The organism is Telluribacter sp., from assembly GCF_035998675.1.
Taxonomy (GTDB): domain Bacteria; phylum Bacteroidota; class Bacteroidia; order Cytophagales; family Spirosomataceae; genus Telluribacter.
The window spans coordinates 540,989-554,704 of sequence record NZ_DASYHI010000020.1; the positions used below are offsets into that span (position 1 = coordinate 540,989).

The 13,716-nt window shown below is 50.8% G+C and carries 10 protein-coding genes; 5 read left to right on the forward strand and 5 right to left on the reverse strand.

What is annotated here, in order from left to right; genetic code table 11:
* Nucleotides 1-127 precede the first annotated feature (127 nt).
* Both VGN67_RS16415 and VGN67_RS16420 read left to right on the forward strand, forming a co-directional pair.
* On the forward strand, nt 128-1,183 hold the full coding sequence (locus tag VGN67_RS16415) for an exo-alpha-sialidase (RefSeq protein ID WP_327487937.1): 1,056 nt from the start codon (nt 128-130) through the stop codon (nt 1,181-1,183).
* Between the two features lie 11 nt (nt 1,184-1,194).
* Nucleotides 1,195-1,959 carry a hypothetical protein gene (locus VGN67_RS16420; protein WP_327487938.1) on the forward strand — a complete coding sequence of 255 codons (765 nt, stop codon included), beginning with the start codon at nt 1,195-1,197 and terminating at the stop codon, nt 1,957-1,959.
* 106 nt (nt 1,960-2,065) lie between these two features.
* Here the strand turns inward: VGN67_RS16420 and VGN67_RS16425 are convergent, their stop codons facing one another.
* The 5 genes from VGN67_RS16425 to VGN67_RS16445 all read right to left on the reverse strand — a co-directional run bounded on the left by VGN67_RS16425 (nt 2,066) and on the right by VGN67_RS16445 (nt 9,938).
* Entirely contained in the window at nt 2,066-5,245 is a 3,180-nt protein-coding gene (locus tag VGN67_RS16425) for a multidrug efflux RND transporter permease subunit (RefSeq protein ID WP_327487939.1), read from the reverse strand.
* Between the two features lie 62 nt (nt 5,246-5,307).
* On the reverse strand, nt 5,308-6,423 hold the full coding sequence (locus VGN67_RS16430) for an efflux RND transporter periplasmic adaptor subunit (protein WP_327487940.1): 1,116 nt from the start codon (nt 6,421-6,423) through the stop codon (nt 5,308-5,310).
* 53 nt (nt 6,424-6,476) lie between these two features.
* A complete protein-coding gene (locus VGN67_RS16435; protein ID WP_327487941.1) occupies nt 6,477-7,826 on the reverse strand; it encodes a TolC family protein in 1,350 nt (449 codons plus the stop codon).
* 268 nt (nt 7,827-8,094) lie between these two features.
* Nucleotides 8,095-9,795: a sodium:solute symporter gene (locus VGN67_RS16440; RefSeq protein WP_327487942.1), complete on the reverse strand. Its 1,701-nt coding sequence runs from the start codon at nt 9,793-9,795 to the stop codon at nt 8,095-8,097.
* The gene (locus VGN67_RS16445) at nt 9,792-9,938 is read right to left on the reverse strand and encodes a hypothetical protein (protein ID WP_327487943.1); all 147 of its coding nucleotides are present in this window, start codon (nt 9,936-9,938) and stop codon (nt 9,792-9,794) included. Before VGN67_RS16445 ends, VGN67_RS16440 begins: the two co-directional genes overlap by 4 nt.
* A 315-nt stretch (nt 9,939-10,253) precedes the next feature.
* Here VGN67_RS16445 and VGN67_RS16450 point away from each other — a divergent pair, with 315 nt between their 5' ends.
* The 3 genes from VGN67_RS16450 to VGN67_RS16460 all read left to right on the forward strand — a co-directional run bounded on the left by VGN67_RS16450 (nt 10,254) and on the right by VGN67_RS16460 (nt 13,697).
* The gene (locus VGN67_RS16450; RefSeq protein WP_327487944.1) at nt 10,254-11,237 is read left to right on the forward strand and encodes a Gfo/Idh/MocA family oxidoreductase; all 984 of its coding nucleotides are present in this window, start codon (nt 10,254-10,256) and stop codon (nt 11,235-11,237) included.
* Between the two features lie 45 nt (nt 11,238-11,282).
* Complete coding sequence (locus VGN67_RS16455; RefSeq protein ID WP_327487945.1) at nt 11,283-12,053, forward strand: glucose 1-dehydrogenase; 771 nt, start codon at nt 11,283-11,285, stop codon at nt 12,051-12,053.
* A 423-nt stretch (nt 12,054-12,476) separates the two neighbouring features.
* Complete coding sequence (locus tag VGN67_RS16460; protein ID WP_414717335.1) at nt 12,477-13,697, forward strand: asparagine synthetase B; 1,221 nt, start codon at nt 12,477-12,479, stop codon at nt 13,695-13,697.
* Nucleotides 13,698-13,716 lie beyond the last annotated feature (19 nt).

Here is a 13,716-nt window from a genome sequence, read left to right on the forward strand (position 1 = left end):
CTCCTGACAAAAATGCCCGATGAATAATCATCGGGCATTTTTGTTGGTTAAAATTCAAATCTTTGAATCTGGCAGCTAATTCGGGTATTTTTGTTGACATGTGAATTACAATTATTTAAAAACTAAGATGAAATTGTTCAGGTCGTTCCGGCTTGCCCTCCTCCTGACCCTACTGGGTACTGGTACCTGGGGCCTGGCTGAATCCAAAATTCCCAACGGTCGGCAGCCTTCGGTTTCCGTTGACCAGCGGGGTATTGTCCGGATGGTGTATGGATTTCAAGACAGTATTTTTTGCGTAACCTCCCAAGATCAGGGAAGTACCTTTTCAAAGCCAGCGCTGGTGGCGGTGCTGCCGGGCCTGTACCTGGGCATGGCCTGCGGCCCCCAGCTGGCCTCTTCCCGCACCTTTTCCATGGTAACGGCCATTGATAAAAAAGGTACCATACACTCCTACTGCCTGAATCATCGCCTCCCGAACTGGCAGAAATTACCAACCGTCAATGACTCGGAGGGTTCGGCTGGCGAGGGACTCATGAGTTTAACCGCCGATACTGAAGACAATTTTTACGCGGTTTGGCTGGATATGAGAGAGGATAAAAAGAATACTGTCCATACCGCCACCTACAGTAACCAGCAAAAAGGCTGGAGCCCGAATAGATTGGTGTACAAGTCGCCCGAGGGGACGGTTTGTGAGTGTTGCCGCCCCACTATTCTTTTTCGGGACAATAAGCTCAGTATTACTTTTCGCAACTGGCTGGGCGGCGCCCGGGATATATATTACGTAGTCTCAACCGACCGGGGAAAAACATTTGGGAAAGCCGCAAAATTTGGCAACGGAACCTGGAAACTCAACGGCTGCCCCATGGACGGAGGCAGTGTGTCACTTAACCCAAAAGGCCAGGTAGTAGGGTTGTGGCGGCGAAATACTGACTTGTACCTGGCCGTGGAGGGGCAGGAGGAGATAAAAATAGGTACCGGCAAAAACGGTTCTCTGGTTTACTCCAACGGAAAAGCAGTACTAGCCTGGCAGGAAAATAATAGAATAAAATGGACGGTCTATTCAGCCAACAAACCACCGGTGGAGGTAGGAGGAGGTGGATTTCCGGTACTATGTGCCCTGCCCAATGGCAAGGTACTTTGTGCCTGGGAAGCAGACAAGAGCATAGGATACACGGTTTTGTAAAAATACACCATATGAAGGGTTTACGGAGGTACTTATCGGTTGGATTGCTGGTCCTTTTTGCCGGGCTACCGGTTGCATTGGCCCAAACTACCAACACCCAGGTACTGCTCCTGCCCACGCTGCACGGCGCGCATAAGCTCAATAAAAACTACACCTACGAGGATATCCGGACTATAATCGAAAAATTTAATCCGGATATTATTGGGGTGGAAATTCGCCCTGAAGATATGCAGCGTGATTCCACCTACCTGAAAGGTCTGTATCCCCACGAAATGAGGGCGGTTCGCGAACAGTTTCCCAATAAAACACTTGTCGGGGTGGATTACTACGGGGAGGAGTTCAGAGGTAAACCCATTCCGCCGGAGGCATTTAATCAGGGTACCAATGAGTTAAGAAAGTTCAAAAACTATGAACGGGCCATAAACCTGGACCCGATGGTACTTCAGAAAAAACGGGAGATGGGAATAGACTCACTGGCCAAAGAACAAATGAAAATGGTCATTTCTTCCACTGCCAACGAGCTGATGGCTGGTCCCCTCGATACACTGATGAAGGAGTACTACCAAAAGCTGGACACTCTTTACAGCGGAACCCGCTACGACTGGTACCTTAGGTTCAATACCCGGCGGGACATCCAGATTACCAACAACATTGTAGAAACTATCCGAAAAAACCCGAACAAAAGAATCCTTTTTCTCCTTGGGTCCGCGCACCGGTACCGGGCAGCCGAACAGGTCAAAAAATTGCCAAACGTTACTCTGATGGAAAAGATTTAGAGCTTTCCTTTTCAATCCAATTCTCTAAAAATAGTCTGGAAGGAACAAAAAAATTAAAAAAGACGAAACCGTGGGCTTCGTCTTTTTTAATTCAATAAACTTGCCCCTATACCTCCTTCACCTCGCCTTCGGCAGCAGCGGGTGCCGGACCGGTTTCATGCAGGCTTTTGCGGCCGTAAGCTACTTTGGCGATAAGCGCAAACAGGACAGGTACTATAAAAACGGCGATCAGGGTAGCGGCCAGCATGCCTCCCAATACCGTCCAGCCTATGGTATTGCGGGCGGCAGAGCCCGCTCCGCTCGAAAGCGCCAGGGGCAATACCCCCAGAATAAAAGCCAGGGAGGTCATGAGTATGGGTCGCAAGCGCAGAGTAACCGCTTCGAGCGTCGCATCCCAGATGGATACCCCGTGGTCGACCCGTTCCTTGGCAAATTCTACGATAAGGATGGCGTTCTTGGCCGCCAGACCAATCAGGGTTAACAGACCAATCTGGGCGTAGACGTTGTTGTTGATTCCGGGGAATAAGGATAACGTCACAATGGCACCAAAGGCACCGATTGGCACCGCCAATAGTACTGCGAAGGGTACTGACCAGCTTTCGTAGAGGGCGGCCAGGAACAAGAATACGAACACCACCGAGAGCCCAAAAATATAGATGGTACTGGAACCCGCGTTGATTTCTTCCAGGCTTAATCCCGAAAATTCGTACCCGTAGCCAACCGGAAGTACCTCGTCGGCTACCTCCCGGAGAGCCTGTATAGTCTCGCCACTACTATAGCCCGCAGCAGAGTTGCCGTTGATTTCAGTAGAGCGGAAAAGATTGTAATGTGAAATCAGCGGGGCGCTTTCAACTACCTTGTGCGACACCACCGCACTGATAGGTACCATTTCGCCGGACTGGTTCCGGACGTAGTAATTACCCAGTTCCTCAATATTGGACCGGTAAGCGGTATCGGCCTGGGCGACTACCCTGAAATTACGACCATACAGCGTGAAATCATTGACGTAGCGACTACCGAGGTAGGTTTGCATAGTACTGTAAACATCCGAGATGGAAACACCCAGCTGCTTGGCCCGGGCCCGGTCAACGGTGAGTTGATAGCTGGGAGTTTTGGCGGTAAAAAAGGAAAATGCACCACTAATCTCCGGCCGCTTATTTGCCTGGGCGACAAAGTTTTGTACTACCCCTTCAAATGCCTGAATGTCGTCGTTACTTTCCTGCTGCTCCAGTACAAAACTAAAACCACCCGTCCGACCCAGACCCGGAATGGCCGGTGGCGTAATAACGACTACATTGGCTTCTTTGAGTCCGGCAAATCGTTTCCGGAGGCGGGCCGCAATGTTTTCCACCGAAAGAGAATCGGCGGTGCGTTCATCCCAGGGGGTAAGTTGCGTAAATATGGTACCGCTGTTCGACTTGGACGCAAAGGTTACCACATTCAGGCCGCCGAGTCCCGCAAAGTGGTTGATACCCGGAGTTTCCTGCAGGATTTTCATCAGGGTATCCAGGGTCTCGAGGCTACGCCCGGTGGAAGCCGCCTGGGGTAGTTCGTAGGTAATAAACAAGCGGCCGCTATCTTCCGCCGGAATAAAACCGGTGGGTTTTGTGGCAAAAAGAAAACCGGTACCTACATACACACAGATAAGCATGACAAGTACCAGGGGCGTGGCTTTGATGGCTTTTTGTACCCCGGTAGAATACCGCGAGGTAACCCGACGGAACCATTCGTTGAAGCGATAAAAAAACCGGTTCAGGCCTTTGGACTCCCTGGACAACTTCATCGGCCGCAGTAGCATGGCGCATAGCGCAGGCGTTAGGGTAAGGGCTACAAAAGCGGAAATAACCACCGACACCGCGATTGTAATGGCAAACTGCTGGTACAGACGCCCCACAATACCGGGGATAAAGCCCACCGGCACAAACACCGCCGCCAGAATCAGGGCCATGGCAATAACCGGTCCCGAAATATCCTTCATGGCCCGGTAGGTAGCCTCGCGGGCCGAAAGCCCTTTTTCATCAATATAATGCTGAGCAGCTTCTACCACCACAATGGCGTCATCCACCACAATACCTATGGCCAGTACAAAACCGAACATGGTCAGCGTATTGATGGTAAAGCCCAGCGGAATAAAAAATACGAAGGTACCTATAATGGAAACCGGAATCGCCAGCAGGGGAATCAGGGTAGCCCGCCAGCTCTGCAGGAAAAGGAATACCACTATAATGACAAGACCCAGTGCCTCGAGCAGGGTTTTAACTACTTCATTGATAGAAACCTCAATAACCGATACCGCTTCGAAAGGTACTATATAGCCCAGGTCGGCCGGGAATGTTTTGGAGATTTTCTCCATAGCCGCATATACCCCGCGGGCTGTTTCAATGCTGTTACTTCCGGGCGCTTCGTACACCAGAAGATACGCGGCTTCCTTACCATCAACGTAGGAATTGGAAGCATAGCTGAATTTCCCCAGTTCCACCCGGGCCACATCTTTCAGGTAAACGATAGAGCCATCTTCCGGCCGGGTACGAACAATTACGTTTCCAAATTCTTCGGCAGTAGTGAGGCGGCTGTTGGTGAAAACCGTATACTCAAAGGCCTGAACGGAGTTCTGAGGAGGTGCTCCCACTGCGCCTACCGCTACCTGAATATTTTGTTCCTGCAGGGCCGCCATTACTTCACTGGTGGTTAATCCGAGTTGAGCCAGTTTGTCCGGCTGCAGCCACACCCGCATACTGAAATCATCGGCCCGGCTGAATATATCCCCTACCCCTTTGACACGCAACAAAGCATCACGGACGTAGATATTGGCGTAGTTGTTAATGAAGTTGACATTGTGGGTACCTTTAGGAGAATAAATAGCCACCAGCATCAGTATACTCGGACTCCGCTTGCGCACCGTTAATCCCAGGCGCGTTACCTCACTGGGTAATTGGGGCGTAGCCACACTGACGCGGTTCTGAACGTCCATAGCCGCCACGTCCACATCAGTACCTACCTCAAACACCACACTGACGGAGGTGCGTCCGTCGCTGGTACTGTTGCTCTGCATGTAGGTCATGCCGGGGGTACCATTCACCTGGGTTTCGATGGGAGTAGTTACCGTTTGTTCGACCGTAGACGCATCGGCGCCAGTAAAGGTTCCCGAAATCTGGATGGTGGGAGGCGTGATGTCGGGGTACTGGCTGACCGGCAAACTCAGGATCGCCAGCGTCCCCACCAGCAAGATTACCAGGGAAATGACAATAGCCAGAATGGGACGTCGTATAAATTTATCTGCAAACATAAGCTGGACTTACTCTTTAAAACCCGGGTAGTGTAGCCAGTACCCGGTTCTGTTTATGCTGTTTATCGGCTACCCGGAGTAGCCTGTATTTTACTTCCGTTTCTGAGTTTCTGAATTCCCTCCGTCACAATCGGTGTATTTTCGGAGATTCCCTCCCGTACTACTATCTGGTCCCCTACTACATTTCCCAGTTGTACCAATTGCTGCCGGACGCTGTCACCCTGAACCACGTACACAAAAAATTCCCCCATTTGCTCCATGACGGCTTTATTGGGTATTAGCAGCGAAGCACCACTACCGGTACTTTTTACCCGAACGTTAACGGTCATTCCAACTTTAAGCAAATCACCGGGGTTAGGAAAAATAAGCCTTACCTTAATAGTACCCGTCTGCGGATTAACGGCCCGGTCTATCAGATCAATTTTGCCGGGGTGAGGGTAAAGACTACCATCCGGCAGGGCCAGGGTAAAGGTAGAGTCCTGCCCATTGCCTTGCTGCAAAAGAGCCGTAAACCGGACTATCTCTTTTTGATTTACCTCAAAGTCAACGGCCATGGGATTATCCGTAGAAAGTGTATTTAGCAAAGTCTGATTCTGCGTTACCAGAGCACCCAGACGTACCTGCGAAATACCTATGGTACCGGCAAATGGGGCATTTATAGTAGAATAGTTCAGGCCGGTTCGGGACTGGTCAACGGCGGCTCGTGCCGCCCGGACCTGCATCTGTGCCGTTTCCAGGTCAGCCAGCGCGTTATCAAGTACCTGTTTGGCGATAGCTTCCTGCTTGTCAAGGGCCGTGTACCGTTCGGCTTCCCGCTGGGCCCGCCGCTCGTTCGCTTCGGCTACCCGAAGTTGTGCCACCGACTGGTCCACTGAGGCTTGGTACTGCTGCTGGTCAATCTTGTACAGACGCTGCCCTTTTTTAATTCGCTGGCCGTCTTCAAAGTAAATACCCGCCACGTAGCCGCTGGCCATTGCCCTTAGTTCAACCATCTTGAGGGGAGTTACCGCCGCCGGATATTCATCGTAGCTGGTGGCTTCCCCACGCTGAACCTGATAGGTCGTAACCTGCACCGGTGGTGGAGGTGCCTGTTGCTGGGTCTGTTTATCGCCGCAGGAAACCAGGATACTTACTAATCCTGGTACTAAAATGTAAAGCGGGCGTATCAATCTGTTCATTGTATGAAAACTTATATGCTATCGTTGGTTCAGTCAGTCTGCCCTACAGGTACTTAGGGCTGAATAGTCCCGAGTGCTCTCTCCACGTCCAGCTTGCTGCTAATCAGCTGGTACAGGGCGTTGGTGTAGTTGAACTCGGCGGTTTGCAGGTCAGTCTGGGCTATTATCACATCCAAATACGTCTTTACCCCCGACTTATACTGCAGCTGTATCACATCGTATACCTCCCGGGCCAGATCCACGTTTTCCTTCAGCGTCAGATAATAGGTCAGGTTGGCTTTATAACTCGCCAGCGCCTGTTCATACTCGGCATTTACAACATTCTGCAATCTGGTAAACTCCGAGTCCAGCCGGTTCAGCTCCAGTTCAGCAATCCGGATATTGTGAATTCGGCGTCCCCCCTGAAAAATGGGCAAAGCCAGCGACAGCCCAAAAAAGGAATTAGGGAAACTTCGGTTGTAAAGATTGCTGAACTCCTGATTTTGAAACACTGTATTATAGTTAAGAAACGCCGATACGGTGGGTAGGAAGCTCCAGCGGTTGTAGAGAATCTCCGACTGCTGCAGGTTGCGGCGGGTCTGCAGTAGCTGGTATTCAATGCGGTTGTTATAGTCCAGGGCGCGGGTTGTGTCCATGAAGGCTTCCTGGTCCAGGGAAGTATTGTTCAGTTCCAGGTCAATCGGCCGACCGGCCGGGTACCCCATCAGGCTTTTCAGATAGGCTTTTTTGGCGTTGAGTTCTTCGGACGCCTGCTTGTACCGGGCTTTGGAATTATTCAGGGCAATGGTAGCTCTTTTGTAGTCGGTTTTATCAACTATCCCGCCCTGAAACTGATTGAAAGCGTCGCGTAGGTTGCGTTCTGAGCGTACAATTTCACTTTCCACGATTTCCAGTTGCTGCTGGGTGAGCAGTACATCATAAAACGCCTTACTGACATCCACCACCACATCAACCTTGGTACGTACCGTGTTCTGGGCAGCCTGACGATATACTTCCTGCGCGGTCCGGTTGGCGAGCAGCAAATCACGGTTCAGCAGATTTTGATTCAGCGAAAAGCCCGCGGTGGAGGTATTGGCTACGCCCGACTGAACCTCCCGCCGCGCCCCCGAACCAGGATTGGCAAAATCAGGCAGGATAATAACCGGTAGCTTAAGGTAATGCTGAACGTTGTAGGTGAGGTTTAACTGCGGGTACCAGTCGGCCAGGCGGCTCTTTACGGTACGGGATACAATCTGCTCGTCCAGTTGTGCCTGTCTGACCAGCGGTTGGTGACTCAGCGCATACTCTATACATTCCTGAAGGGAAACACTTGGTGAAAGGGTATCCGCCGCCGGTTGCGACCTGACTAGTTGGGGAACAATAGCGAGAAACGCCCCCCAGAAAAGCATTGTGAATGCTCTCATCTGTTAACTTAATAAGAACTTAAGTATGTTTTGTGACTGCAGACGAAAATTAAGTTAATTAACCTACGGTCACTTTCTGATAATTAAAGATAAAGCGAGTGTACAAAAGAATAGTTTCAATAATTGTATCTACAACTACTAATTATTTACAGAATCCAATAACTCGTTGAAATATTTTTATCGGTAGGCTAAAAATTGCAAAGTCGAATTGATCCAAAATATTTAAACTCCTCATTTCTCACTTTTCTCTTTTCTTCCTTTCCTACCTCTACCCGGCTTTTCCCACCTGCTTCTGAGGCCATACTTTTTCAATTACCCCTGCAAAGACAATTACCAGCACACATCCGATCAGGTTAAGCCAGAGAAAAGCGGTTAGTTCCAGCCAGAAACTGATGATAACGAAAACTTCACCAATCAATGCACCCCAGAATACGGCCCTCGCTCCGATACTCTTAAAATAGAAAGCCACCAGGAATACTCCCAGAATTACGCCGTAAAACAGCGAGCCCAATACATTGACCGCCTCTATCATACTTCCCAGGCGGCTGGCATACTGGGCCACAAAAATACAGAATACCCCCCAGCCAAAAGTAATCCAGCGTGATACCGTAACGTAATGCCCCTCGGGAGCCTCCGGCCGGATCATACGCTTGTAAATATCTACAACTGTGGTAGAAGCCAGAGAGTTATAAGCGGCCGCTACCGAGCCCATGGAGGCCAGTAGGATAACGGCAATAAGCAGCCCCACAAGACCAGCGGGCAGGTACTGAATCACAAATCGCAGAAAAATATAATTTACATCGTTGACCGCCTCGCCGTTGGCCTTACTGATTAAATCCTGGGCATCTTTCCGCACCGCCTGTACCTCCCCTTCCAAGGTACCTAACACGCCCCGGGCCCGGTCAATAGCGGGCTGGTCTTCCCGGTTGAGGGCTTCGGACAAGGCTAGTACATGCTGGCGTTTTTGGGTTTGGATGGCATCGTGGCGGGATTCCAGTTGCTGGTACTCGCCCGCGTAGGCCGTTTGATTCACCTTGTCGACCTGGACCTGATTAAAAAAAAGAGGTGGCGTGGTAAATTGATAAAATGCGAAAACCAGGGCGCCAACCATGAGAATTAGAAACTGCATGGGTATCTTGAGTAGGCCATTCATGGCCAGGCCCAAGCGGCTCTGCCCCACCGAACTACCCGTGAGGTACCTGCCTACCTGCGACTGGTCGGTACCGAAGTAGGAGAGCTGCAGAAAGAAACCCCCAATAATACCCGACCAGACGTTGTACCGGTTGTTGAGGTCAAACGAAAAATCAATAAGGTTGGTCTTGCCCATTTTTCCGGCTACGTGCAGCGCATCCGTAAACGACACTTCATCGGGCAGCAGCATGACCACCGTAAATCCCGCGATAACCATGCCCAGGGTCACAATCCCCATCTGCTGCAGGTGGGTATGCGAAACCGCCTTAGCCCCCCCCGTGACGGTATATAACATCACCAGCCCGCCCGAAATAATATTGGTAATGGTAATGTTCCAGCCCAGAATTGAAGACAGAATTATGGCGGGCGCATAAATGGAAAGCCCGGTCGAAAGGCCCCGCTGAAGCAGAAATAGTCCCGCCGTTAGCCCGCGGGTGCGGAGGTCAAACCTGCCTTCCAGAAACTCGTAGGCCGTAAAAACCTTCAACTGATGAAAGCGGGGCACAAAGGTGATACAAAGCACTACCATAGCCAGCGGAAGCCCGAAATAAAACTGCACGAAGCGCATACCGTCGGTATAGGCCTGGCCGGGTGCCGACAAAAACGTAATGGCGCTGGCCTGAGTGGCCATCAGCGACAGCGTAACGTGGTACCACGGCAGGGACTGATCAGCCAGCAGGTACGATTCGATGTTTTTGTTTTCGCGGCTGCGGTAAATCCCGTAGCTGACGATAAAGGTGAGGGTTAGTACAAGGACAATCCAGTCGAGGTAGCTCATTGAAAATGGGTCATAAACAGATAAAACAACACGATCATCAGCACCAGGGTCGCAATAACAATGGTGTACAACTGCGGCCAGGTTTTCACAAAGGGCGGCAGACCGTCGGTACGTGGTTGTTTTTCGGGGTCGGGTTTAGTCATGGCTGGGCAGAAAAATTGTCAACTACCAGCAGAACGTAAGAAAACGCTGGTCAGTTAAGGCAAAAATAGGAGGCTTTTTGGAAAAGGATGGTTTTTTTTGCTAATAGTAGAGCTGCGTTGGGTAAAGTCCTCGTTTCGGCTGCTTGTTCTATTGACTTTGTACCAATCTTGATTCAACAATTTATTTAAATAGAAATTGCCAAATAGTAAAGGTATGCCACTAATTTAAGGGGCGGGAAGGACATTATCCTGTTGCCTCCTTTGGTGCTTTACTATTTCTTAATTCAACATTCTACTTTATACCTACTCACTTCTATGCCTGAAACTATAAAATGGGGGATCATCGGCTGCGGCGACGTGACCGAAGTCAAAAGCGGACCGGCCTTCTCCAAAGTACCCAACTCCGAACTGGTGGCTGTCATGCGCCGCGACGGAGCCAAAGCCGCCGACTACGCCCAACGCCACGGGGTACCCAAGTGGTACGACCAGGCTGATGATTTACTAAACGATCCCGAGGTCAACGCCATTTACGTGGCTACCCCACCCGATTCGCACGAAGAGTATACCCTGAAAGCCCTGCGCCTGGGTAAACCGGTGTACGTAGAAAAACCCATGGCCCGCAATGCCGCTGAGTGCGAAGAGATGGTGAGGGTAAGTAAGGAAACAGGTACTCCGCTTTTCGTTGCCTACTACCGCCGGGCCCTCCCCTACTTCCTGAAAGTTAAGGAACTGGTTGAGCAGGGGGTAATCGGGGATATAAGAATGGTACACGTGACGGTCTATAAATCTCCGTCCGGCGAAGAAACAAAACCCAATGCGCAACCCAGTTGGCGGGTACAACCTATGGTGTCGGGGGGAGGGCATTTCCACGACCTGGCCTCCCATCAATTCGATTTCCTGGAGTTTCTGCTGGGCCCGATCAGAAAAGCAGAAGGCGTAGCCCGTAACCAGGCCGGGCTGTATCCGGCCGATGACGCCGTGGTGGCTGCCTTTGCATTTGAGTCGGGCGTAGTGGGTTCGGGAAGCTGGTGCTTTACGGCTCCCAAAAATCAACAAAAAGAAGAAACGTACCTGCTGGGCAGCAAGGGCAAAATCACATTTTCATTTTTTGAAATGGGGAAAATAACCGTTGAAACAGAATCCGGTACCGAAGTACTTACTATACCGGCCCCTAACCATATTCAGCAACCCATGATTGAGACGGTCGTGGCAGCGATCCGTGGTGAGGGTACCTGTGCGAGTACCGGCGAAACGGGTGCACGGTCCAGTATGCTCCTGGAAATAATCACCCAGGGGTAGAGGCAGGAATTTCATTTCTTATTAATAGAATCAATTAAGACTTCAATGGAGAATTTTCAGAGTTTATTCAGCCTAAAGGATAAAGTAGCCATCATTACCGGGGCCAGCAAGGGTATTGGCGAGGCTACCGCCCGCTTTATGGCCGAAGCCGGAGCAAAAGTAGTAATCAGCAGCCGCAAGCAAGCCGATCTGGACGCGCTGGCCGGTGAAATGCGGGAGGCCGGGGCCGACGTAACCGCCATTGCCTGCCACGTGGCGGACAGCGAACAACTTAAAAACCTGGTTCAGCAAACCATCGAAGGGTACGGTGGGGTAGATATTCTGGTGAATAACGCGGCGGCGAATCCGCACTACGGTCCCACGGTAGAATTCCCGGAGGCGGCATTTGATAAAATTATGCAGATCAATGTAAAAGCTCCTTTTGAGCTGACCAACCTGGTACAACCCAGTATGAAAACCCGAGGGGGCGGAAGTATTATTAACATCAGCAGCATAGCGGGCCTGACTCCCGACCCCGGACTGGGTATGTACAGCGTATCTAAGGCCGCCCTGAATATGCTCACAAAAGTATACGCCAAAGAACTGGGCGCGGATGGTATCCGGGTCAACGCGGTGTGTCCGGGGCTCATTAAGACAAAGTTTAGTCAGGCGCTCTGGGAAAACGAAAAGACCCTGGCGCATTTTACCAAAAGACTACCCATTGCCCGCATGGGGACCGTTGAAGAAATAGCCGCGATGGTCTTGTACCTGGCGTCACCCGCTTCGGGCTACTGCACGGGTGGAATCTTTACGGCCGACGGAGGTACCACCATTTAATTTATTGGGAGATTGGGAGAATGAGTGATTGAGTGAGTTGTTTTGGGTGGTGCAGTGAATGGGGGTACTTGTTTTCTGGTTTCTTCGTTTATAATGAACTGAACTTGTAACATGCCGCTTCAACAACCAGCCCTGTCAGTAGTTTGAATAGTAGAATTTCTTTGTTAGTTTTGATATACGGAAGTACCGGCAATGGTACTTCCAACAGCTACCCTCCCCAAGTGCCTTTTGTAGCGTAGCGGCGAGCTCCCACCCGAGAGTTGGCAGATACAACGGCATATCCTCAGCAAGTCGGAAAGAAGTAATGTGGCGTCGGGATTTTTCATCCAAGTATTGACTTAGTACTACCTGGTACTCCCTTAAAAAGGATTGCCCTAAATGGATAAGGTTATGTTGAAAAAATACTTTACACTTTTGCTGGTAATGCTTTCTGTATCCAGCTTTGCCAACTCCATCCTGATTCCGATGGATGACAGACAGGCCAATCACCTCAAAGCTTACGGTATTGCTTTCTCCATCCTGAAACAGGACCTGGATGTAGACTGGCTGCTCAACTACCGCGGGGGTAGCTTCATGATAAAGTACACGCCTCTGGCCGAGAAGGAATGCCGGGTCCGGGGGGTATCCTACGAAGTAATTTCGGATGCCAATGCCAACGCCATTCTGGAACAGATTGCCGTACCGGAAGTGAATATGGCAATGGTAAAGTTACAGAAGGCCCCAAAAATAGTGGTGTACTCTCCGGTAAAGGTAGGTCCGGCCGCTTTTGAAGCCAACGATGCCGTTTTGCTGGTACTTAAGTACGCCGAAATACCCTTTGAAATAGTTTATGATGAGGAAATCCTGAAAGGTGACCTCCTTAAGTACGACTGGCTTCACCTGCACCACGAAGACTTTACGGGCCAGTACGGTCGTAACCTGCGTCGGATGTCGGCCGAAGATATTAAAGCCCAGGAAGATATCGCCAAAAAGTATGGGTACAGCAAAGTATCCCACATGAAACTGGCCGTGGCCAAAACAATTCGTGACTTCTGCGCGGGAGGCGGGTACCTGTTTGCCATGTGCTCCGCCGCCGAAACCTTTGATATAGCCCTGGCGGCCGAAGGGGTCGATATTGTGGATAGTCAGTTTGACGGGGACGGTATTGACCCCAACGCCCAGAAAAAGCTGGATTTTAACAAAACGGTGGCCTTTGGCAATTTCACCCTGGATTACGAAGAAGGCTACGGCGGAATGGCTTTTTCTGACATCAACTCCTCCGCCGGTGGCTACGGGTACGGCCAGAGCAATGAGTTCTTTTCCCTGTTCGACTTCTCAGCCAAGTGGGACGTTATACCCAGTATGCTGGTCCAGAACCACGAAAACTTCATCCGGGAGTTTATGGGACAGACTACTGCTTTCAACAAAAAAACGGTGAAGCCCAACGTGCTGGTAATGGGCGAAAGTAAGTCATCGGACCGGTACCTGTACGGAGAACTGGGGCGGGGGCAGTGGACCTTTTACGGAGGCCACGACCCGGAAGGCCGCCGCGGCGGGCACCGCATGACCACCGACCTGAACCTGTTTCCCCACTCGCCCGGTTATCGTCTGATCTTGAACAACGTGTTGTTCCCTTCGGCCCGCAAGAAAAAACGCAAAACCTGAGTAGCTGCCTTAGGGTACC